Origin of the sequence: Microbacterium sp. T32, from assembly GCF_001619615.1 — a bacterium.
GTDB lineage: Bacteria > Actinomycetota > Actinomycetes > Actinomycetales > Microbacteriaceae > Microbacterium.
Genome location: NZ_LQQP01000008.1, coordinates 91,184 through 113,139, shown reverse-complemented (window position 1 = coordinate 113,139; position 21,956 = coordinate 91,184). Strand labels below are relative to the sequence as shown.

At 72.0% G+C, this 21,956-nt stretch carries 17 protein-coding genes; 6 read left to right on the top strand and 11 right to left on the bottom strand.

Annotation, left to right across the window (positions count from 1 at the left end; genetic code table 11):
• Positions 1–3: 3 nt before the first annotated feature.
• The 8 genes from rpoB to AVW09_RS04280 all read right to left on the bottom strand — a co-directional run bounded on the left by rpoB (position 4) and on the right by AVW09_RS04280 (position 13,786).
• Positions 4–3,498, bottom strand: coding sequence for a DNA-directed RNA polymerase subunit beta (gene rpoB, locus AVW09_RS04315; protein WP_063256842.1), 3,495 nt, complete (start codon positions 3,496–3,498; stop codon positions 4–6).
• 269 nt (positions 3,499–3,767) lie between these two features.
• Positions 3,768–5,324 carry an urea amidolyase family protein gene (locus AVW09_RS04310; RefSeq protein WP_231901766.1) on the bottom strand — a complete coding sequence of 519 codons (1,557 nt, stop codon included), beginning with the start codon at positions 5,322–5,324 and terminating at the stop codon, positions 3,768–3,770.
• Complete coding sequence (locus AVW09_RS04305; protein ID WP_063256841.1) at positions 5,318–6,073, bottom strand: 5-oxoprolinase subunit PxpA; 756 nt, start codon at positions 6,071–6,073, stop codon at positions 5,318–5,320. Before AVW09_RS04305 ends, AVW09_RS04310 begins: the two co-directional genes overlap by 7 nt.
• An 87-nt stretch (positions 6,074–6,160) precedes the next feature.
• Positions 6,161–6,991, bottom strand: a complete 831-nt coding sequence (locus AVW09_RS04300) for an MBL fold metallo-hydrolase (RefSeq protein ID WP_063256840.1) — start codon at positions 6,989–6,991, stop codon at positions 6,161–6,163.
• Positions 6,988–8,658, bottom strand: a complete 1,671-nt coding sequence (locus AVW09_RS04295) for an allophanate hydrolase (RefSeq protein ID WP_063256839.1) — start codon at positions 8,656–8,658, stop codon at positions 6,988–6,990. The genes AVW09_RS04300 and AVW09_RS04295 overlap by 4 nt, the downstream gene beginning before the upstream one ends.
• Complete coding sequence (gene uca, locus AVW09_RS04290) at positions 8,655–12,257, bottom strand: urea carboxylase (RefSeq protein WP_063256838.1); 3,603 nt, start codon at positions 12,255–12,257, stop codon at positions 8,655–8,657. Before uca ends, AVW09_RS04295 begins: the two co-directional genes overlap by 4 nt.
• Complete coding sequence (locus AVW09_RS04285; RefSeq protein WP_063256837.1) at positions 12,254–12,934, bottom strand: urea amidolyase associated protein UAAP2; 681 nt, start codon at positions 12,932–12,934, stop codon at positions 12,254–12,256. Before AVW09_RS04285 ends, uca begins: the two co-directional genes overlap by 4 nt.
• A 12-nt stretch (positions 12,935–12,946) precedes the next feature.
• Positions 12,947–13,786, bottom strand: coding sequence for an urea amidolyase associated protein UAAP1 (locus tag AVW09_RS04280; protein WP_063256836.1), 840 nt, complete (start codon positions 13,784–13,786; stop codon positions 12,947–12,949).
• An 86-nt stretch (positions 13,787–13,872) separates the two neighbouring features.
• On the opposite strand from AVW09_RS04280, the gene AVW09_RS04275 reads away from it, so the two are divergent.
• From AVW09_RS04275 to AVW09_RS04265, 3 genes are all read left to right on the top strand, one after another.
• On the top strand, positions 13,873–14,529 hold the full coding sequence (locus AVW09_RS04275) for a TetR/AcrR family transcriptional regulator (RefSeq protein ID WP_063256835.1): 657 nt from the start codon (positions 13,873–13,875) through the stop codon (positions 14,527–14,529).
• Positions 14,530–14,793: 264 nt separating this feature from the next.
• The gene (locus AVW09_RS04270) at positions 14,794–16,308 is read left to right on the top strand and encodes a sodium:solute symporter family protein (RefSeq protein ID WP_063256834.1); all 1,515 of its coding nucleotides are present in this window, start codon (positions 14,794–14,796) and stop codon (positions 16,306–16,308) included.
• Between the two features lie 52 nt (positions 16,309–16,360).
• On the top strand, positions 16,361–17,008 hold the full coding sequence (locus tag AVW09_RS04265; protein WP_197462557.1) for a cyclase family protein: 648 nt from the start codon (positions 16,361–16,363) through the stop codon (positions 17,006–17,008).
• Between the two features lie 28 nt (positions 17,009–17,036).
• Here AVW09_RS04265 and AVW09_RS04260 read toward each other — a convergent pair whose 3' ends face one another.
• Entirely contained in the window at positions 17,037–18,062 is a 1,026-nt protein-coding gene (locus tag AVW09_RS04260) for a hypothetical protein (protein WP_082822808.1), read from the bottom strand.
• Positions 18,063–18,111: 49 nt separating this feature from the next.
• Between AVW09_RS04260 and AVW09_RS04255 the strand changes: the two genes are divergently transcribed.
• Positions 18,112–18,480 carry a cupin domain-containing protein gene (locus tag AVW09_RS04255; protein WP_063256832.1) on the top strand — a complete coding sequence of 123 codons (369 nt, stop codon included), beginning with the start codon at positions 18,112–18,114 and terminating at the stop codon, positions 18,478–18,480.
• Positions 18,481–18,744: 264 nt separating this feature from the next.
• Here the strand turns inward: AVW09_RS04255 and AVW09_RS04250 are convergent, their stop codons facing one another.
• Positions 18,745–19,656, bottom strand: coding sequence for an amidohydrolase family protein (locus AVW09_RS04250; RefSeq protein WP_063256831.1), 912 nt, complete (start codon positions 19,654–19,656; stop codon positions 18,745–18,747).
• Positions 19,646–20,161, bottom strand: a complete 516-nt coding sequence (locus tag AVW09_RS04245; protein ID WP_063256830.1) for a RidA family protein — start codon at positions 20,159–20,161, stop codon at positions 19,646–19,648. Before AVW09_RS04245 ends, AVW09_RS04250 begins: the two co-directional genes overlap by 11 nt.
• A 65-nt stretch (positions 20,162–20,226) precedes the next feature.
• On the opposite strand from AVW09_RS04245, the gene AVW09_RS04240 reads away from it, so the two are divergent.
• Positions 20,227–20,727, top strand: coding sequence for a RidA family protein (locus AVW09_RS04240; RefSeq protein ID WP_063256829.1), 501 nt, complete (start codon positions 20,227–20,229; stop codon positions 20,725–20,727).
• A complete protein-coding gene (locus AVW09_RS04235; protein ID WP_156495961.1) occupies positions 20,724–21,956 on the top strand; it encodes an MFS transporter in 1,233 nt (410 codons plus the stop codon). The genes AVW09_RS04240 and AVW09_RS04235 overlap by 4 nt, the downstream gene beginning before the upstream one ends.

The window sequence follows — 21,956 nt, the reverse complement described above, 5'->3', positions numbered from 1 at the left end:
GGGTCAGATCTCGTCGATGGACGAGGACTCGAAGCGGCTGGAGATGTTGATGCCGAGCTCTTCGGCGGCGCGGAAGGCGTCGTCGTCGGTGTCACGGAGGTTGACCGCCGTGCCGTCGGCCGAGAGGACCTCGACGTTCAGGCAGAGCGACTGCATCTCCTTCATGAGCACCTTGAAGGACTCGGGGATGCCGGGCTCCTGGATGTTCTCGCCCTTGACGATCGCCTCGTACACCTTGACGCGGCCGAGGATGTCGTCGGACTTGATCGTGAGGAGCTCCTGCAGCGCGTACGCGGCACCGTAGGCCTCGAGCGCCCACACCTCCATCTCACCGAAGCGCTGGCCACCGAACTGGGCCTTACCGCCGAGCGGCTGCTGGGTGATCATCGAGTAGGGGCCCGTCGAGCGTGCGTGGATCTTGTCGTCGACGAGGTGGTGCAGCTTCAGGATGTACATGTAGCCGACCGAGATGGGCGCCGGGAACGGCTCTCCGTGGCGACCGTCGAACAGGATGGTCTTTCCGGTGGAGTCGATCAGACGCTCGCCGTCGCGGTTCGGGATCGTCGAGTCGAGCAGACCCGCGATCTCGTCCTCGAAGGCGCCGTCGAACACGGGGGTCGCGACCTTGGTGCCGGGCGCGGCCTCGCGGGCCTGCTCGGGCAGGTGCGCCGCCCACTCGGGCGTGCCCTCGACCTTCCAGCCCTGCTGGGCGATCCAGCCGAGGTGGAGCTCGAGGACCTGGCCGAAGTTCATTCGACCCGGGATGCCGAGCGGGTTCAGCACGACGTCGACGGGGGTGCCGTCGGCGAGGAAGGGCATGTCCTCGATCGGGAGGATCTTGGCGATGACACCCTTGTTGCCGTGGCGGCCGGCGAGCTTGTCACCCTCGGTGATCTTGCGCTTCTGGGCGATGTAGACCACGACGCGACGGTTGACGCCCGAGCCGAGCTCGTCGTCGCCGTCCTCGGCGTTGAACTCCTTGACGGCGATGATCGTGCCCTGCTCACCGTGGGGCACCTTCAGCGAGGTGTCGCGGACTTCGCGGCTCTTCTCGTTGAAGATCGCGCGGAGCAGACGCTCCTCCGCCGACAGCTCGGTCTCACCCTTGGGCGTGACCTTGCCGACGAGGATGTCGCCGGGACGCACCTCGGCGCCGATGCGGACGATGCCGCGCTCGTCGAGGTCCTTCAGCAGGTCGGGGCTGACGTTGGGGAGGTCACGGGTGATCTCCTCCTTACCGAGCTTGGTGTCGCGCGCGTCGACCTCGTACTCCTCGATGTGGATCGACGACAGCGTGTCGTCCTTCACGAGGTCCTGGCTGAGGATGATCGCGTCCTCGAAGTTGTGACCCTCCCAGGTCATGAAGGCGACGAGGAGGTTCTTGCCGAGGGCGAGCTCGCCGTTCTCGGTCGCGGGACCGTCGGCGATGACCTCGCCGGCCTCGATGCGGTCGCCCGCGGAGACGACCACGCGCTGGTTGTACGACGTGCCCTGGTTGGAGCGGTCGAACTTGCGGAGGAAGTAGTCCTGCGTGCCGCCCTCGTCGAGCTGGACCGTGACGACGTCGGCCGAGACCTCCAGGACGACACCCGACTTCTCGGCGGTGACGACGTCACCGGCGTCGATCGCGGCGAAGCCCTCCATACCGGTACCCACGATGGGCGACTCGCTGCGGACGAGCGGCACGGCCTGGCGCTGCATGTTCGCACCCATGAGGGCGCGGTTGGCGTCGTCGTGCTCGAGGAACGGGATGAGCGAGGTCGCCACCGACACCATCTGGCGCGGCGAGACGTCCATGTAGCCGATCTCCTCGATCGGGAACAGGTCGACCTCGCCACCCTGACCACGGCGGGCGAGGATGCGGTCCTCGACGAAGTGGCCGTCGGCCTTGAGCGCGACACCGGCCTGCGCCACGATGTGGTCGGCCTCCTCGCTCGCGGTGAGGTAGTCGATCGTGTCGGTCACGCGACCGTCGACGACGCGACGGTACGGGGTCTCGATGAAACCGAACGCGTTGATGCGCGCGAACGACGCGAGCGAACCGATCAGGCCGATGTTCGGGCCTTCCGGCGTCTCGATCGGGCACATGCGGCCGTAGTGCGACGGGTGGACGTCACGGACCTCGACGCCGGCACGCTCACGGGACAGACCGCCGGGGCCCAGCGCCGAGAGGCGACGCTTGTGGGTCAGACCCGCGAGCGGGTTGTTCTGGTCCATGAACTGCGACAGCTGCGACGTGCCGAAGAACTCCTTGATCGCGGCCACGACGGGGCGCACGTTGATCAGGGTCTGCGGCGTGATCGCCTCGATGTCCTGCGTGGTCATGCGCTCGCGGACGACGCGCTCCATGCGCGACAGACCGGTGCGGACCTGGTTCTGGATGAGTTCGCCGACGGCGCGGATGCGACGGTTGCCGAAGTTGTCGATGTCGTCCACGTCGAGACGGATCTCGGCGGGCTGGCCGTGACGGACACCGTCGAACGTGGTGTCGCCGCGGTGCAGACGCACGAGGTACTTGATCGTGGCGACGATGTCGTCGACGGTCAGCACGGAGTCGGACAGCGGCTGGTCGAGACCGAGCTTCTGGTTGATCTTGTAGCGACCCACCTTGGCCAGGTCATAGCGCTTCGGGTTGAAGTAGAAGTTGTCCAGCAGCGCGCGGGCGGCCTCGGCGGCGACCTGCTCGCCCGGACGCAGCTTGCGGTAGATGTCGCGGAGGGCGTCTTCCTTCGTGAGGATCGTGTCCTTCGACAGCGTCTCTTCGATGGAGTCGAAGCCGGCGAACTCGGCGAGGATGTCCTCGCTCGTGAGGCCGAGGGCCTTGAGGAACACGGTGACCGACTGCTTGCGCTTGCGGTCGATGCGCACGCCGACCTGGTCGCGCTTGTCGATCTCGAACTCGAGCCAGGCGCCGCGCGAGGGGATCACGCGGGCGGACACGATGTCCTTGTCGGAGGTCTTGTCGGGCGTCTTGTCGAAGTAGACACCGGGCGAACGCACGAGCTGCGACACGACGACGCGCTCGGTGCCGTTGATGATGAACGTGCCCTTGTCGGTCTGGAGCGGGAAGTCGCCCATGAAGACCGTCTGGGTCTTGATCTCACCGGTCTGGTGGTTCATGAACTCGGCCTCGACGTACAGCGGGGCGGCGTAGGTCTTGCCGCGCTCCTTGCACTCCTCGATCGAGTACTTCTCGGGCTCGAGGTACGGGTTCGTGAACGAGAGCTGCATGGTCTCGCTCAGGTCCTCGATGGGAGAGATCTCCTCGAAGATCTCCTCGAGACCGCTGATCTCGGGCACGTCGGTACGGCCGGCGGCCTGGGCCTCGGCGACGCGCGCCTTCCATGCTTCGTTGCCGACCAGCCAGTCGAACGACTCGGTCTGCAGCGCGAGCAGATCGGGAACGGTCAGCTTGTCGGAGATCTTCGCGAACGAGAGGCGGGATGCGCCGCGTCCGCTCTTCGGGGTGGTGGTGGATGCGTTGCTCGCAGCAGCCAAGGGAATAACCTCCAGAAGCCCGGGCGAGGGGCTCGTGATTCCTTGTCGTCAGGTGGAGTGCGTTCCTGCCCCGATAACCTGCGAGTCGCACACCGCGGTGAAGCGGGGACGGGCAGGCTCAGCCGACCACCATATGAGGGCAGGGGGAATCGAGGAGCGCAAAGTCCAAGCATACGCGGGAGGACGCGCCGTGTCCAGTCGAATTCTTGACGACTTTGCGTACCTGCGGTATAACCGCGAGCGCTCCCCCGGGATTCCCGCCTCCGACCCTAGCGAGACCCGCGGAATCGCACGCGATCACCGGGTCGCACCTGCGCGAGACGGTCGAGCGTGGCATCCGTCACCACCGCGATGACGGGGTAGCCACCGGTCACCGGCCCGTCGGCGAGCAGGACGACCGGACGCCCGTGCGGCGGCACCTGGAGCGCGCCCGGCCGCATGCCTTCGCTCGGCAGTTCCCCGTGCCGCACCCGCTCCAGCACCGGACCGTCGAGGCGGATGCCGACCCGGTCGGCGTCGCTCGACACCGTCCAGGTCGCGTCCCGCAGGGTCTGACGCGCGGCCGGGCTGAACCAGTCGGCGCGGGGTCCGGGGGCGAGGTCGACCTCCACCGCCGACCCGGGGACCGACCACGGGAAGAAGTCCACGACGGGGATCGGATGCCGTGCCTCTCCCGCGCGCAGGACGTCCCCGGCGCGCAGCGCGGGCGGTCCGAGAGACGCGAGGACGTCGGTCGAGCGCGACCCCAGCGCCTCCGGCGCCGCGACCCCGCCGCGCACCGCGAGGACGAACCGGGCGCCCGCGCGGGCGATACCGATCGACAGCTCGGCACCGGCGGGAAGGAGCAGGGGGGTGAAGGCATCCACCGCCCGTCCGTCAATGTGGAGATCGGCGAGCGCGCCCGTGACGGCGACCCACGTGTCGCGTTCGGCGACGGCGCGGAGGCCGCCGAGCACGATCTCGACGCCCGCGGCGGAGGGGTCGTTGCCCACGAGGCGGTTGGCGACGCGAAGGGCCCCGCGGTCGAGCGCGCCGGAGCGGGCGACGCCGAGCGCGGCGCGTCCGGGGCGGCCGAGGTCCTGCACGGTCGCGAGAGCGCCGGGGGCGAGGACGCGGAGGGCGGGGGCGGCGGAGGGCACGGGAGGAGCGGAGGATGCCGTGGTGGCATCCGGTCCTCCGCTCGTCCCGGATCCTCCCGCCCTCACGACGGCGCGCTGCGGGACGAAGCGGACACGGGCGCCCGGGGTGAGGAGCACCGGGTCGGGGGAATCGGGGGCGAAGAGCGGGGCGTCGGTCGTTCCGATGAGGCGCCACCCGCCGGGGGTCTCGCGGGGATACGCACCGGTGAACTCGCCCGCGAGACCGACCGAGCCCGCGGGGACGCGCGTGCGCGGCTGCGCGAGCCGCGGGACGTCGTGGGGCCACGCGTCGCTGGTCAGGTAGGCGAACCCGGGCGCGAACCCCGCGAAGGCGACGCGCCAGGGCGCGGCGGTGTGCCGGGCGACGAGCTCGGCGGGACGGATGCCGAGGAGCGCGGCGGTCTCGTCGAGGTCGGCGCCGTCGTACCGGACGGGGATCTCGACGAGCGCCCCGGGCGTCACGGCATTCGGGACCGACGTGGCGGCCGAGAGCACCCACGCGCGGACCGCGGCGAGGGCGATGCGCGCCGGATCGAAGGCGACGAGGACGGTGCGGGCGGCCGGGACGAGATCGTCGATCCCGGCGGGCGGGTGTGCGGCGAGCGCGGCGTGGAGCTGGAGAACCCCGGCGAGGTCGTCGACCTCGGCCAGCAGCGCCCGCTCCCCCATCGGCCGCAGGGTCACCACGGCGCGCGGACCTCTACCCCCGCGTCGTCCAGCGCGGCACGCACCGCCCGGGCCATGGCGACCGCGGCGGGGGTGTCTCCGTGCAGGCACAGGGACGCGGCATCCACGGTCAGGGTCGTGCCGTCGATGGCATCCACCGTCCCCTCGAGCGCGAGACGCAGCGCGCGGTCGGCGACGCGGGCGGGGTCGTCGATGAGCGCCCCGGGCTGGTCGCGGGGCACGAGGCCGCCGCGCGCGGTGTATCCGCGATCGAGGAACGCCTCGTGCACGAAGGGGAGTCCCGCGGATGCCGCTGCCTCGACGATCGCGCCGGGGAGACCGAGTACGGGCAACGGTCGGCCGAGGCGTGCGGAGTGGTCCGCGATCGCGGCGACGACCGCGGCCGCCTGCACCGGTTCGGCGGAGACCGCGTGATACAGCGCGCCATGCGGTTTCACGTACCGCAGGTCGGCGCCGGCGGCCTCGAGCGCGTCGAGCTGTCGGGCGACGCTCGCGCGCAGCTCGGCAGCGGGCGGGTCGCGGCGGACACGGCCGAAGTCCGCGCGGTCCTCGTACGACGGGTGGGCGCCGATCGCGACGCCGAAGCGCGCCGCCCGCTCGACCGAGGCCCGCATCGAGGCCTCGTCGCCCGCGTGCCCGCCGCACGCGACCGAGGCGCTGCTGACGAGAGCGAACATCGCTTCGTCGTCGGCGGTCGGCATCCCGTCGCGCGTCTCTCCCAGGTCGGCGTTGAGGTCCACGCTGCCCACGGTACTCGCGCGTGAGGGGTCAAGAAGTGTCGCTTCCGGTGCTCTCAGGCGACACTTTTTGACCCCTCACGCGGCCGGAACGCGGGGTCAGCGGGAGCGGACCAGAGCCGACCAGACCGGGAAGTCGGGGTCGTGAGCCGGCCAGACCTCGGACGCCGGGGACCGGTGCAGAGTCGCCAGGCGGGAGATCGCGCGGTCGGCGAGCGCCGGACCCTCGACGCCCACCGTCGAACCGCAGCGGACCTCGCGCTCGACGTTGTCGAGCAGGTCCGCGGCGTCGCCGGCCAGGACGACGGTGCGCTCGGGCAGCTCCACCGCGAAGGACTGGTGCCCCGGGGTGTGTCCGGACGTGTCGATCGCGGTCAGACCCGCAGCCAGGGGCGTATCGCCGTCGAGCAGGCCGAGCGTGAGGCCGTCGCGGTCGAGGTCGGCGCGGAACAGGAAGTTCCCCCGGGCGTCCGTCGTCTCGCACACGTGCTGCCACTCCCGGCGCTGCAGCAGCAGCGGCTGGTCGGGAGCGAGCAGGCGCGCGGCACCCGTGTGGTCGAAGTGCGAGTGCGTGAGCAGCGCCGCCGCGAGATCGGCGAGGTCGAGCCCGGCCTCGGCGATCTGATCCACCAGCGGGTCGCCGGGCGGGACGATCGGCGCGTAGTTCTCGTAGTCGAAGGATGCCGTGCGCGTGGCGCGGTCGCGGATGCGCGCCGGGTCGAATCCGCCGTCGACGAGCACCCACCCCTCGTCGAACACGACCGCGACCGCCGTCACCGGCTCCATGAGGAACCGGAAAGTGCTGCCACCGTGCAGGGATACGGCCTCGGGGATCGGCTCGTACGCCACGACCATGGGGACCAGGCGCTGCGGCCGCCCGCTCAGCCGCAGCGGCGCGACGTCCGCGAAATCGACGACGGTCGAGCTCACGCCGTCGCCGCCCGGTACGCGCGCCAGCCGCCGTACGTCGTGATGTCGGACGCACCCTCCAGGGCGACGGCCTCGCACAGGAATCCGGCGACGCTCGACCCGTCCGCGAGGACCGCGGACCCGATCCCCATGGGCGCGGGCAGCTCCGCGACGAAACGTCCGAAGCCCGCGGCCGGAAGCCGCCACACCTCCCCCGCGATCGCCGCGCCGCCCTCGGCCACGCGGGCGAGGCCGGGCTTCGGCGGAACCGTGTCGAGGGCGTACAGCCGGTACTGCGCGGCGGTCTCCACCTCGGCGACGAACGTTCCGCCCGCGGCGACGAGCTGGTGGTTCAGCGGCTGTCCGCGCAGGTGCGCGCCCACGACGAGGAGGTCGACGGACGGCGCCTGGATGCGCTCGGCGAGCTGCGCGAGCGTGCGGTCGGCGAACGGGGCGCCGGTGAGCATGACGCCGAACGCGCGGCCGCCCACGACCCCCGCGGGGACGGCGAGGGCGCTCCGGTCGAGCAGGTTCGCGAAGTTCGTGTAGCGGCCCATGCGACTGTTCGCGCCGACCGGGTCGGCGGCGACCTCGTCGAGGGTCGGATGCCACGTGGTCGTGGGCGTGAGCAGTGCCACGGTCCCGTCGAGTCGGCGCAGTCCCTCGGCCCCGAGGCGGTCGAGACGCTCGCGGTCGCGGAAGTAGTCCGCGGCCCGCGCCTCGGCACCGGCGAGCACGATGCCGGCGACCGTCGGATCGAGGTCGGTGCCGACGAGCTCGGGGTGGGCGGCGATGAAGTCGCCCACGGCGGCCGTGCGCTCGGCGACGAACGCGCCGCCGTAGAGCAGCGACGCGGCCTCGAGGAGCGGCGCGATGTCGACCTCGACGATCTCGACGCCCGAGGCGGCGAGCGCCGCGACGACGCCGGCGAACGCCTCGGCCCACCCCTCGGCGAGTCCTTCGAGGTGCTCGGGCGTCGGGACCGCGACGCGGGGGCGCGCGTCGAGCGGCGGGGCGGGGCGGTCCGCGCGGCCGAGCGGGTCGATCCCGTCGGGGCCGGCCATCAGCTCGGCCGCGGCGCGGGCGCTCGTCAGGTCGCGCGCGAACACCGTGACGCAGTCGAGCGTGCGGCACGCGGGGACGACGCCCGTGGCGGGCACGAGGCCGACCGTGGGCTTCACGCCCACGATGCCGTTGAGCGCCGCGGGCACGCGGCCCGAACCGGCGGTGTCGGTGCCGAGCGCGAGGTCGACGACGCCCAGGGCGACGGCCACGGCCGAGCCCGAGCTGGATCCGCCCGAGATGCGCGTCGGGTCCCACGCGTTGCGGACGGCGCCGAAGGGGCTGCGGGTCCCGACGAGGCCGGTGGCGAACTGATCGAGGTTCGTCTTGCCGATCACGACGGCGCCGGCCGCGCGAAGGCGCGCCACCGAGGTCGCGTCGCGCTCGGGACGGTACGCGTATGCACGGCTCCCGGCCGTCGTCGGCATCCCCTCGACGTCGATGTTGTCCTTCACGGCGACGACGGTGCCGGCGAGCGGCAGGCGCTCCCCCGCAGCGACGCCGAGGTCGACCTCGGCCGCCTCGGCGAGTGCGTCGACCTCGTCGCGGACCGTGATCCACACCTCGGGGCGGTCGACCTCGCGGATGCGGGCGTACGCGGCGCGGACCCGCTCGACGGCGCTCACGCGTTCACCGCCACGGCGGCGAGCAGCTGGCCCGCGGCCACGGTCTCGCCCGGTCGCACGAACACCTCGGCGACGGTCCCCGTCACCGGCGACACGATCGGGGTCTCCATCTTCATCGCCTCCAGCACGATCATCTTGTCCTCCTTCTGCACGGCGGCGCCCTGAGCGGCATCCACCCGCCAGACGGCGGCGGCGAAGGGCGCGGTCACCCCGACCGTTCCGGGCGGCAGCTCGTGGCCCGCGGTCGGGGCCGCGGCCGGTGCCTCATCGACGCGGTCGAATTCGCCGCTGGCCCGCCACCGCTCGCGCTCCTCGTCGAAGGCGCGGCGCTGGCGCTCGCGGAAGGCCTCGATCCCCGGGGCCTCGTCGGCGAGGAAGCGCTCGTACTCGGCCAGGGCGAACTGGCCCTCGACGGTCTCGAAGCTCCCGCGCCCGGCATCCACGTCCGCCCGGAGGTCGAGGAGCTCCTCGGCCGACACGGGGTACCAGCGGATGCGGTCGAAGAACCGCAGCGCCCACGGGTTCTCGGCGAACAGCCCGCCGCGGCGGAAGCGGTTCCAGATCTGCACGGTGCGGCCGACGAACTGGTACCCGCCGGGGCCTTCCATGCCGTAGATGCACATGTACGCGCCGCCGATGCCGACGGAGTTCTCGGCCGTCCACGTGCGCGCAGGGTTGTACTTCGTGGTGACGAGGCGGTGGCGCGGGTCGAGCGGCGTCGCGACGGGCGCACCGAGGTACACGTCGCCGAGCCCCATCACGAGGTACTGCGCGTCGAACACGGTGCGGTAGACGTCGTCGACGCTGTCGAGGCCGTTGATGCGGCGGATGAACTCGATGTTCCACGGCGTCCACGGGGCGTCGTCGCGGACGCCCGCCATGTACCGCTCGATCGCCAGACGCGTCGCCGGGTCGTCCCACGACAGCGGCAGGCGCACCTCGCGCGAGGGCACGACGAGCTCGGACGTGGGCGGCAGGTCGTCGTCGAGCTCGCGCAGCAGCCCGACGAGCTGCGACGCGCGCAGCACCGAGGCATCCGTGTGCACCTGGAGCGACCGGATGCCGGGGGTGACGTCGAGGATCCCTCTCGGGGCTTCTTGCGCGAGGCGCTCCTGCAGCGCGTGCACGCGCATGCGCAGGCCCAGGTCGAGCACCTGGTCGCCGAACTCGACGAGGACGTTGTCGTCGCCGTCACGACGGTACGTCGTGCGCGGGCGCAGCACGCGTTCCCCCTCGACCTCGGCGTCGCGCGACGCGATCACGCCGTCGTCGCCGTCGCCGGCCCCGACGAGCGCGGGGGCGGCGATCGCCGGGTCGAGCGTCGCGGCGTCGGCCTCGCGCACCGGCGCGAACCGCACGACGTCTCCCGGCCGCAGCTGCCCGAGCTTCCAGAGATCGCCGGATGCCACGACCACCGGGCACACGAACCCGCCGAGGCTCGGCCCGTCGGGACCGAGGAGCACGGGGGTGTCGCCGGTGAAGTCGAGCGCGCCCACGGCGTAGGGCGTGTCGTGGATGTTCGACGGGTGCAGCCCCGCCTCGCCGCCGTCGGTGCGCGCCCACGTCGGCTTCGGGCCTGTGAGCCGCACGCCGGTGCGGGCAGAGTTGACCTGGACGCGGTACTCCGCGGAGTAGAGGGCGTCGATGTCGGCGCGCGTGAAGAACTCGGGGGCGCCGTGCGGCCCCTCGGTCACGGCGATCGTCCACTCCGACGCGAGGTGCGGGCGACGCTCGGCGGGGATCGGCGCCGGGTCGGCGATCGCGGCGGCGCCGGGGCGCAGCACGTCGCCGGTCACGAGCGCGCGGCCGCCGTGCCCGCCGAAGCCGCCGAGCGTGAAGGTCGACGCGCTCCCGAGGTACGGCGGCACGTCGATGCCCCCGCGCACGGCGAGGAACACGCGCATGCCCGGGCCCTCGGCGGTGCCGATGCGCAGCACGCCGCCCGCGGGAACCTCGATCGGCTCCCACTGCGGGGCGGCGACGCCGTCGACCTCGATCGCGACCGGCGCTCCGGTGACAGCGACGACCGAGGCCACGCTGAAGCGCAGAGTCGGACCGGTGAGCGTGATCTCGAGTCCCGGCGCCCCCTCGGGGTTGCCGACGGCGAGGTTGGCCTCGCGGAAGGACACGGCATCCATGGGTCCGGACGGCGGGACGCCGATCTGCCAGTACCCGACGCGTCCGGGGAGGTCCTGCACGGTCGTGAGCATGCCGGCGTCCACGACGTCGATGCGCGGGTCGGGGTCGCGCGCGTCGTCGAGGGTCCCGGTGTCGTGCGCCACGGCGCGGACCCGCGGGTCGTTCACGATCTCGCGGATCATGCCGGCGCCGGTGACGATGCCGTCGATCCGCGTGTCGGCGAGCGCGGCGGAGAGCCGGTCGAGGGCGGCGTCGCGGTCGGCGCCGTACGCGATGACCTTGCCCAGCAGCGGGTCGTAGAACGGCGAGACCTCGCTGCCGGCCTCGACCCAGGCATCGACCCGGATGCCGTCGCCCTCGGGCAGCTGCACGGCGGTGACGAGTCCGGTGGACGGGGTGTTGCCGCGGTCGGGATCCTCGGCGTAGATGCGGGCCTCGACCGCGTGGCCGCGGGGTTCGCGAGCTTCCTCGAACAGGTCGTCCGGCACCGCGGAGGGGCCGCCGCCGGCGAGATCCAGCATGAGGCCGACGAGGTCGACGCCGAACACCGCTTCGGTGACGGGGTGCTCGACCTGCAGGCGCGCGTTGACCTCGAGGAAGTACGCGCGCTCGGCGACGGGGTCGTAGACGAACTCGGCCGTCCCGGCGGAGCGGTACCGGATGCCGGAGGCCAGGGCCGCCGCGGTGCGGTGCAGTTCCGCGCGGACCGCGTCGGGGAGTCCGGGCGCCGGCGCCTCCTCGACGACCTTCTGGTTGCGGCGCTGGAGCGAGCAGTCGCGGTCGCCGAGGACCGCGACGCGGCCCGCGCCGTCGCCGAACAGCTGTACCTCGACGTGCCGGGCGGGGCGCACGAACTTCTCGAGGAACACCCCGGGCGTGCCGAAGCTTGCCGCCGCCTGGCGGACCACCGCGTCGTACGCGGCGCGGAGCTCGGTGGCATCCGCGCACACGCGCATGCCGATGCCGCCTCCGCCGCCCGTGGCCTTGAGCATCACGGGATATCCGATGACGGATGCCGCGGCCTCGGCCTCGTCGACCGACTCGAGCACGCCGGTGCCCGGGAGGAGCGGCACGCCCGCGGCCTCGGCGAGCGCCCGCGCGCGGTGCTTCAGGCCGAAGGCCTCGAGCTGCTCGGGCGTCGGACCGACCCACGCGAGCCCCGCCGCCTCGACGGCGCGTGCCGCGTCGGCGTTCTCGGCGAGGAATCCGTACCCGGGGTGGATCGCCCCGGCGCCCGTGGCGCGGGCGGCGGCCAGGATGGCATCCACCCTCAGGTACGACTCCGCGGCGGGGGCGGGACCGAGGCGCACCGCCTCGTCGGCCTCGCGGACGTGCGGGGCGGCGCGGTCGGCGTCGGAGAACACCGCGACGGTGCGCAGGCCCCGCTCGCGCGCGGAGCGCAGGATGCGGCGGGCGATCTCGCCCCGGTTGGCGACGAGGAGCGTGTCGAAGGCGGTCACGGGCGCGTCACCACCATGCGCAGCGGCGTGCAGCTGAAGTCGTTGCACGGATTGTTCATCTGCGGGCAGTTGGACACGATCACCAGCACGTCGCGCTCGGCGCGGAGGGCCACGCGCTTGCCGGGCGCGGACATGCCGTCGACGATGCCGAGCGATCCGTCCTCCTCGACCGGGACGTTCATGAACCAGTTGAGGTTGGACACGAGGTCGCGGGCGCCCAGGCCGTAGCGGGCCGCCTCGGCGAGGAAGTTCTCGCGGCAGCCGTGCTGGTACAGCGTGTGGTGGCCGTAGCGGAGGGTGTTGGACTCCTTGGAGCACGCTCCGCCGATGGTGTCCTGGCGGTCGACCTCGTTGCCGACCACGGTCATGAGCGGGAGGCCGAGGTTGCTGCGCAGCACCGTGCCGGTGCGGACGTAGACGTTGCGCTGCCACGCGATCGTGTCGGCGGCGCTGTAGCGCTCGTCCGTGTCGTCGGCCGCGTACACGAGGAAATCGGCGGACTGGTTGCCGCCGACGTCGACGATCGTGAGGACGTCGCCGGCGCGGACGACGCCTGACCACGGCCCGCGCGGCGCGACGCGCTCGTCGAGCACGACCTCGCCGGGAACGAGCGGCTCGGACCAGTCGAGGGGGACGCCGTCGGCGTGGACGGGACGTTCGGGAACGGTGGTGATCATGACGTCTCCTGCTCAGAGCCCGGCCAGGGCGGCGTACGTGATGCTGTTGCGGTAGGCGCGTTCGCGCTCGGGGGTGAGGGAGAACACGGCATCCCCCTCGCCCGTCGGCCGAGACGCCCACGCGGTGACCTGGAGCGGACCGACGACGTAGTCCTCGCGCGGGTCGAGGGGGTGAGGGACGTTGGCGACCAGCACGATCAGCGGCAGCTCGGCGACGAGCTCGACCAAGGCCCCCGGTCCGGCCGAACCGAGCCATTCGAGGTCGCCCTCGGCGTTCGCGCGCACCCCCTGGAAGAACGACACCGACGGCGGCAGGTCGCGCACGGTCAGGCCGTGCTTGCTCGCGGCCAGGCGCAGCAGGCCGTGGCCCGACGGCGAGGGCCCCTCGGGGGCGGCGTCGCCGTAGCGCTCGATCGCGTACGCGTCGCTCGTCGTACCGCAGAACGCGTCGTGGTGGCCCGAGGTGTCGGCGGCGATCGTCGCGAGGACGCGGCCGTCGCCCGAGAGCAGCGGGTGTCCCTCGCCGAGGTAGGCCTGCCACGGGATCTTCTGCGTGTCCGCGACGTTGAGGCGTTCGCCGGGCTCGACGGCGTTGAAGAGGAGCACGGTGGCGCAGGCATCCCCGGTCGGATCCGTGAAGCGCAGGCGCGTGCCGCGGGCGACGCGCAGATGCGTGTAGCCGCCCGGGGCCACCGTCTCGGCCCAGCGGAGGTCCTCCACGGCGACTCCGTCGGGCGCGAAGGGCGCCGTCGAGGGAGGGAGATACGGCATCCATTCCGACTGTGCGGCGCGGGCGCGGGCGTCCTCTCGGGCGCGCCCCACGTTGCCGAGCGCGTCGACACGACCTTCCATGTGCAGCCTCTTTCTGTCGCTTGACAGGTATTAGACCAGGCGTGCGTTTCGACGGCGTTACAGGACCGTCCGGGTACGGTGGGGGCATGGCGCCGACGAGAACCGGACGACCCCGGGCATCCGGCTCCTCCCCCACCGGGCTCGGCACGCGCGCCGACGTCCTGGCCGCCGCCGCCGCCCTCTTCGGCACGCGCGGATACGCCTCGGCCAGCACGCACGCGATCGCGGAGGCCGCCGGCATCCGTCAGGCCACGCTCTACCACCACTTCGCGCGGAAGCAGGACATCCTCCTCGCGCTGCTGCTCGACACCGTGCAGCCCTCGCTCGACGTCGCCGCCGAGCTCCTCGCGCGCGACGAGGAACCGGCCGCGCGCCTGTGGGCGCTGTGCGTCGCGGACGTCACGCTGCTCGCCGAAGCCCCGCACAACACCGGCGCGCTCTACCTGCTGCCGGAGGTGTCGGACGCGGCCTTCGAGCCGTTCCGCGAACGCCGCAGCGAGCTCGAGACGACCTACCGCACGCTCGTGGCCGCGTGCGGCGTCGCGCCCGAGACCGCCGCCGCCGGCGCCTCCCTCGTGCTGGCGCTGGTGGAGAGCGTGATCCTGCAGCGCAAGGGCGGGCAGACGGCGACCCTGGATGCCACGACCATCGCCGCCGCAGCGTTGCGCGTGCTCGACCTCGACGCCGCGACGCGCGAGCGCGCGGCGGCGTCGGGGCCTGGGGTGCTGTCGGCGCTGGGCTGACGCCGGCGCCCGCCGGGCGGCGCGGCGAGCGCCGGCTGAGCACGCATAAACGCGATACACGCGCATAAACGCGCTGTCCACGCGTTTCTGCGCGCGGACAGCGTTTATGCGTGGAAGGAGGCGCGACCCCGGATGCCACGGCCCGGCGCCGCGGGCGATTTCACGCGCCTTTTACACGGCGGAAACCACGCGCGACCTCGGCGAGCGGATCGTTTCTGTCAAGCAACAGAAACCCGATTCGCCCCTCATCGCCGGGAGCCCGCCATGATCATCTTCGGAGTCGCCCTGAGCGTCGTCCTCATCCTCGTCGTCGGCATCGTCGTCGCACGCAAGGTCGACGGAGACAGCGCGAACTACCTCGTCGCCGGACGCCGCCTCGGCGTCCCCCTCGTCGCCGTCAGCCTCACCGCCGCCGCGGTCGACGCCAACGCCACCGTCGGCAACACCGACCTCACGTCGCAGTTCGGCTTCTGGTCGGGGGCGTCGCTCGCCATCGGCCTCGCGATCTGCCTCCTGCTGACGGGGCTCTTCCTCGCCAAGCGCATGAACGCCATGAAGCTGTTCACGCTCGGCGACTTCTTCCGCCTGAGGTACGGACGCTCCGTGGAGCTGCTGGCATCCGTCCTCATGATCGTGTCGTTCACGTTCCTGCTCGCCGGCAACCTCGTCGCGTGCGGATTCCTCCTCGAGCGCTTCGCGAACATTCCGTACGCCTGGGGCGTGGTGCTCGCGGTCGCCCTCGTACTCGCGTACACGGTCGCCGGCGGCCTGTTCTCGGATGCCTACACGGCGGCGATCCAGACGACGATCACCGTCATCGCGGCCATCGTGCTGCTCGCGTGGGTCGGCGTGTCGTACGGAATCGTGATCCCCGAGGGCATGGGACCGTTCGACCTCCAGCAGCTCACCGACCCGGCCGCCGGAGCCCCGATCAACTGGGCGACGCTCATCTCGCTCGCGATCGGCGACATCGTCGCGATCGACTTCATGCAGCGCATCTTCGGCGCGAAGAGCCCCACGGTCGCGCAGCGCTCGTGCTTCGTCGCGGCGGGCCTGACCGCCGCCATCGGATCCGTGTTCGCGATCGTCTCACTCAGCGTGTCGTCGACCCTCGGCCTGTCGGTCGACAACGGCCCGGTGCTCTACCAACTGCTCGGCGACTACGCGCCGCCGATCATCGCGATCCTCGTCCTGTCGGGCATCGTCGCGGCCTCCTTCTCGACGGCCTCGGGCGCGATGCTCGCGACGTCGGCGATTGCGGTCCGCAACATCTTCACCGTCCGCCGCCACACCGGAACGGGTCCCGACCCGCTGCTGCGCTGGACGCGCCTGGCGATGATCCCGTTCGTGATCGCGGGCGCCTTCCTCGCCATCCGCGTCAGCCAGACCGGCATCCTGCTCACCCTCGCCTTCGACCTGATGCTCGCGTGCCTCGCGGCGCCGTTCGTCATCGGGGTGTTCTGGAAGCGCCCGGGCACGGTCGCGGCGCTCGGCGCGATGGCCGTCGGCTTCGTCGTCCGTATGGTGCTGCTCGCCCTCACCCCGACGCTGTACGGCGTGCCGAACGACATCCTGTACATCCCGAACGACCTGATCGGGGCCGACTTCGACGGCTGGGCCACGCTCGTCTCGGCGCTCGTCGGGTTCGGCACGTACGTCGCGCTGGCCTTCGCGGTCCCGCGTCGCGAGTCGGAACTCGACCGTGAGGCGGCAGTCCTCGCCGACCTCGCCGCCGAGCGCGAGGCGTCGGAGAGCGAAGGGGTCGAGGTTCCGGCTTGAGTTTTGGATCCAAAGATGCGCACACGGGATCCCAAGGGCTAAGGTGCTCCTCGTGACCATCATCGACCTGAGCATTCCCGTCCACCCCGAGATGCTGCACTGGGGCCGCCGACCGACGTACGAGATGGTGGAGGAGATCTCCGACACCAGCCCGAGCGAGGTGTCGCGCTGGCTCATCGGCGCACACACCGGCACCCACGTCGACGCCCCGAGCCACTTCGTGCCCGGTGGGACGACCGTCGACTCGCTGCCCCTCAGCCACACCGTCGGCCTCGCGCGCGTGCTGGACCTGCGGCACGTCGAGAAGGAGATCACCGACGCCGACCTGATCGCAGCGGGCGCGGAAGGCGCGACGCGCGTGCTCTTCAAGACGCGCAACTCCACCGACGCCCTGACCCGCAACGAGAAGAGCGCCACCTGGGTGGGGCTGGGACCGTCGGGCGCGCAGTGGCTCGTCGATCACGGCGTCGTCTTCGCCGCGAACGACTACATGACGATGGAGGCCCCCGACCACACGGTCGAGTGGCCCACGCACGTCATCCTGTGCAACGCCGGCGTCGTGATCCTGGAGAACGCGAACCTCGCCGACACCGAGCCGGGCGACTACTACCTCGTCTGCCAGCCGGTGCCGTTCGAGGGGCGCGAGGCCGCTCCCGCCCCGACCCTCCTGCTCCCGGCCGAGACGGCGAACGTCGTCTGATCCGCGAACGGGGCGCCCCGAATGCCGCTCAGGCGTCGGGGCGCCCCGTTCCACGGTCGAGGAGGCGCCGGGGTTCGTCGGCGAGCATCTCGTCCACCCGCGCCTCACCGAGGAACCGGCGCAGTTCCGGGACGATCGTCCCCAGCAGCCGGCCGTAACCGTACCCGCCGTACCGTGCGAGCTGCGCCTTGGTCCACACCGACTGCCCGAGCACGTACCGGGCACGCGGCCGCGCCGTCACGGCATCCACGAAGAAGCGCACGCGTTCCGCGTCCGTCGGGTTGTGGACCCGACCGATGTGCACGTCCTCGGTCCCGAAGCACATCTCGAGCGTCGCGCCCGCGTCCGACAGTTCGCGCCAGTAGCCGGCATCCAGGAACTCGTCCGCATTGGTGAAGATCACGCGCTCCGCGGACAGGCCCGCACGGCCGAGCTCGTCGAGCACCGCGAGGCCGTCGCGCGCGTCGGGGTCGAGCCGCACCGAGACGCTCGTGCCGGCCCGCCCGGCGGCTGCGGCGGCCGCGCGCAGCATCCCGCGCTCGGCCCCGGGAAGTCCGGCGGTCGCACCCAGGATGCCGAGGAGGCCCGCGCGGTAGCCCGTGCCGGGCACCGCGTCGTCGAGGGCTGCCGTGAACAGGGCGTGGAGTCCGTCCTCGTCGAGGGCAGCGATCTCGGGCGGCAGCGTCGCGCGGATGTACGTGCCGTACGCGACGATGATCGTCATCCCGGAACGCCGGGCGATGTCGGGCAGCCGTGCGTGATCGGGACCGAGCCCCCACGACGTGCATTCGACGAGCGCGCGCTGGCCCGCGGCCGCCGCCGCGCGGAGCTCGTCGACCGCGGCATCCGGGTCGTCCAGGCGCAAGTTGTCGGCGAACGCGAGCATGTTGCGGCGCAGGTAGTCGCGCGTCTCGGGCCGCACGGTGGGCGACCCCGGGGGCGGAGGCTGCTCGCCCGGCCGCTGCAGGCGCGCGGAGTCCGCGAGCACGTGATCGTGCATCGACGTCGGCCCCAGCGCCGCGGCCGGGACGGGTCCCAGGACGGTCTCGATCATGCGCGCTCCGTTCATTGCGGATCCATTCTTGCCCATTTAGGATCCAAACATGACTTTCGTGATGAGACTCGCTGAACTGGATGCCGCCGAACTCGAGGCCAAACCCCTCGCCCCGCCGAACGCCGAACCGCTGTCGGGCGAGATCATCGTCCGCGGCAAGGTGCAGTTCGTGAACGACGACCGCACGATCATCTCCGGCGTGTGGGAGAGCGACCCCGGCACGTCGCGCTGGGAGTTCCTCACCCGCGGCGAGATCGTCCACATCCTCGCGGGCCGCATGACCGTGCAGCGGGACGGCGAGGAGGCGGTCGAGCTCACCGCCGGCAGCGCCGCCTACTTCCCGATCGGCTGGACCGGCGTCTGGACCATCATCGAGCCCGTCCGCAAGCTCTACGTGGTCTACAAGCCCGCGGCCTGAGCGCCGGGCTCGCCGCACAACTCCGGCGAAACCGCTCCTCGCTGATGCGCCGCGGCGCCCGAGGGCGGAACTGCCGGAGTTGTGCAGCGGGAGCCACTCTCTCCGGGCCGGGGAGCCGGGCAGCCAGGCCGAAGCCACCGCCCGACACAACTCCGGCAGAACCTCGCCGCGACGGGCCCGGGTCGGCACCCGACGTCGGAACTGCCGGAGTTGTGCAGCCGGGGCGGGCACACGCCGGGGTCGGGCCGGAGAACCCGGGGCCGGTCAGCCGAGGCGGAGGAGGCGCGCGCCGTTCTCGCCGATGATCGCTGCGGCTTCGGATGCCGAGAGCCCGGGCAGTTCCTCGACCACGGCCGCCGTCGCGCCCGGCGTGTACCAGGGGAAGTCCGAGCCGAGGACGACCCGCTCCACGCCGATCGCGCGGACGAGGGCGACGACCTGCGCGGCCGTCGGAGCCAGCGGGGCGCCGATCCAGTGCACGATCTCGGACAGGTCGAAGCGCAGCGTCGGCCGCGCCTCGGCGAGCGCCTCGACGTCGCGCCAGGCCGCGCCGCCCAGATGGGCCATGATGACCGCCAGTCCGGGACGTTCCCCGGCCACCGCGGCGATGCGCTTCGGATCGGCCCAGCCGAAGCCGCGGACATCCGGGCCGCCGTGGAAGACGACGGGCGCACCGGCGTCCTCCAGCGCGTCATACGCGCCGGCGAGACCCGGGTCGTCGGGGTACGTGCGGATGGCGATGGGGTGCAGCTTCAGCCCACGCGCACCGTGATCGCCGAACATCTCGGCGAAGTGCGCGTACACCTCGCCCGACGTCATGACGGCCGGGTTGGCGGCGAGGAACGGCAGGAGGCGCGGGTGCTGCGCGCCCACGTCGCACAGCCATCGGTTGTAGGCGACGAGTTCGTCGCGCATGGCGGCGTGCGGCGGAACCGCGGGCCAGTAGTCCGCGCCGCCGGGCGGGTGGGGAAGCTCGGGCAGCTCGAAGCTGCCGAGCACCGCGGCGTAGTCGAACCCCTCGGACTCGAGGGTCGCGAGCGCGTCCGCGATGGTGCCCGCGATCCCGGCGAACGTCACGTCGGGCTTCTCGCCGTACTCGACGATCGGGTACGCGGTCAGATCGTGGAGCCCCTGCGCCGGGTCGGCATACAGGTGCAGGTGGGTGTCAATCCTCATCGTCGACCTCGGGGGCCGGATGCCGGGTCTCGACGACCGTGATCATCTCGAACACGTTGTTGCCGGACAGGCTCGTCACACCGATCCCCGCGGAGGTGGAGCGACCGATCCGCGGCCCGAACACCTCGACGAAGAGGTCGGCGGCACCGTTGGTGACGAGGTTGACGTCGGTGAAGTCGGGGGCGACGCAGACGAACGTCAGCGTGCGGATGAAGGCGGACACCTCGTCGAGCGACCCGACGGCGAAGCGGATGAGACCGAGGACGTTGATCGCGGCGTAGCGTGCGGCCTCGTACCCCTGCTCCAGCGTGACGGTCTCCCCGACGCGGCCCGGGTGGACCTTGTTGCCCTGGCGATCCTCGGGCGTGATGCCGCTGATCGTGAGCGTGCGTCCGAGGTGGTGGAACGCCTTCATGGTGGCGTAACGCTCGCCGTAGGGCGGATCGGAGTAGTCCGGGATCACCAGACCCATTTCCTTGACACGCTGCTCCGCACTCCACGCCATGGGGTCTCCTCGTCTCAATGGATCCATTTCTTGTGAGATAGGATACAACCGACGAAAGGCGCGAGATGACATCGGCAGAAGCACGCGTACGTGAACTCGGACTCGAGATCCCCGACTACAGCGACCCGCCCTTCGGCATCCGCTATGGCCGGATGAAGCCGTTCCACCGCATCGGCTCGCTCATCGAGCTGGCGGGACTCACACCCGAGAACCGCGCGGGCGACCGGCTGAACCCCGGCGTCGTGAGCGTCGACGTCACGGTCGAGGAGGGCTACGCGGCCGCGCGGCTCACCGCCATCCACACCCTCGGCATGATCCGGTACGCCGTCGGTTCGCTCGACAACGTCGTGAGCCTCTCGCGCGCGCTGTGCTTCGTGGTCTGCCCGCCCGGCTTCGAGGACCTGCACCTCGTCTCCAACGGCGCGACCGACCTCTTCCTCGACGTCTTCGGCGACGAGGTCGGGAGCGTCGGCCGCGCCTCGATCGGGGCGACGAGCCTGTCGCGCAACAACTGCTTCGAGCTGTGGCTCAGCCTGGAGTGCGCACCGGACACACCGGCCCGATGACGACCGCGCGGGACATCACGCGGACGGTGCCGTTCTGGCTGATCTTCGCCGCATCGACACTGGGCGGCATCACCAACTCCGCCAGCACGCCCCTGATCCCCGTCTACGTCACGGACGTCCTCGGCGGCGGGACCGAGCTCGCCGGGGCTCTCATTTCGCTCGCCGCGGTGGCGTCGATGCTGTCGATGCCGGTCGCGGGGGTGCTCGGCGACCGCTTCGGCTACCGTCCCGTGGCGGTGATCGGCAGCGCCGTCGCGACCGCCGCGATGGTGCTGCTCGTGAGCGTCCCGACCGTGTGGGGGGCGGGTCTCAGCCGCCTCCTGTTCGGTCTCGGCGGATCGGCCGCGGTCACGCTCCTCATGGCCTGGCTCGTGACGATGGCCGCACCGGGACAGCGCGGGAAAGCGCTGAGCATCTACGGCCTCAGCGTCTGGATCGGCCGGGCACTCGGCCCGCCCCTGGGGACCGCGGTCGAGGCGGCCGCGGATCCGCGGACCGTGTTCCTCGTGTGCGCCGGCCTCGAGCTCGCCACGGGCCTCCTCATCCTCGCGCTCCCCCGCGTGCCGCGCCCCGCGCCGCGCTCCGACGCCGCTCCCCGCCCGCGCGGTCTCCGGGCCCTGTGGCGGGCGTTCGTGGCGGTGTGGAGCCCCGGCGTCGTCGCGGCGGCGGCGTGGTGCGGCGAGGGGCTCATGCTCGGGTTCCTCATCGTGCACCTCTCCGCCGCCGGCATCCCGGCGACGGGGATCACCGGGGCGGCGTCCGTGTTCGCCGTCTTCGCCGTGTCGGTCATCGTCGCGCGCCTCTTCCTGGCGAACCTGCCCGATCGGATCGGTCCGCTGCGGGCGACCGCGATCTCGCTCGTCGCCCTCACGGCGGGCTTGATCACCCTCGCCCTGGCGACCGATTTCTGGGTCGCGTCCGTGGGCGCCGCGCTGATCGGTGTCGGGTTCTCGCCGCTCTACCCGTCGTTGACGATGCTGGCCACACGCGGGTTGCACCCCGAGAACCGCGCCCTGGGCGTGGGCCTCTTCTCGAGCTTCACCAGCATCGGCTACGGCGGAGGCGCGGTGATCGGCGGCGCCGTGATCGCCGTCGCCCCCTCGATGTGGGCGTTCCTCCTCGTCGCGGCGCTGCAGCTGGTGGCGCTGGCCGTGCTCACGATCTTCACGCGCGACGACTCGCCCCGGACCCGAACGGATGCCGTGGAGCCCCGGGATCCGGCCGCCTGA

Excerpts from the sequence above, each read along its gene's own strand:
- AVW09_RS04250 (WP_063256831.1), bottom strand. The coding sequence starts at position 19,656 with ATGAGGATTGACACCCACCTGCACCTGTATGCCGACCCGGCGCAGGGG.
- AVW09_RS04255 (WP_063256832.1), top strand. The coding sequence starts at position 18,112 with ATGACTTTCGTGATGAGACTCGCTGAACTGGATGCCGCCGAACTCGAG.
- AVW09_RS04270 (WP_063256834.1), top strand. The coding sequence starts at position 14,794 with ATGATCATCTTCGGAGTCGCCCTGAGCGTCGTCCTCATCCTCGTCGTC.
- AVW09_RS04280 (WP_063256836.1), bottom strand. The coding sequence starts at position 13,786 with ATGGAAGGTCGTGTCGACGCGCTCGGCAACGTGGGGCGCGCCCGAGAG.
- AVW09_RS04245 (WP_063256830.1), bottom strand. The coding sequence starts at position 20,161 with ATGGCGTGGAGTGCGGAGCAGCGTGTCAAGGAAATGGGTCTGGTGATC.
- AVW09_RS04240 (WP_063256829.1), top strand. The coding sequence starts at position 20,227 with ATGACATCGGCAGAAGCACGCGTACGTGAACTCGGACTCGAGATCCCC.
- AVW09_RS04275 (WP_063256835.1), top strand. The coding sequence starts at position 13,873 with ATGGCGCCGACGAGAACCGGACGACCCCGGGCATCCGGCTCCTCCCCC.
- AVW09_RS04235 (WP_156495961.1), top strand. The coding sequence starts at position 20,724 with ATGACGACCGCGCGGGACATCACGCGGACGGTGCCGTTCTGGCTGATC.
- AVW09_RS04260 (WP_082822808.1), bottom strand. The coding sequence starts at position 18,062 with ATGATCGAGACCGTCCTGGGACCCGTCCCGGCCGCGGCGCTGGGGCCG.
- AVW09_RS04285 (WP_063256837.1), bottom strand. The coding sequence starts at position 12,934 with ATGATCACCACCGTTCCCGAACGTCCCGTCCACGCCGACGGCGTCCCC.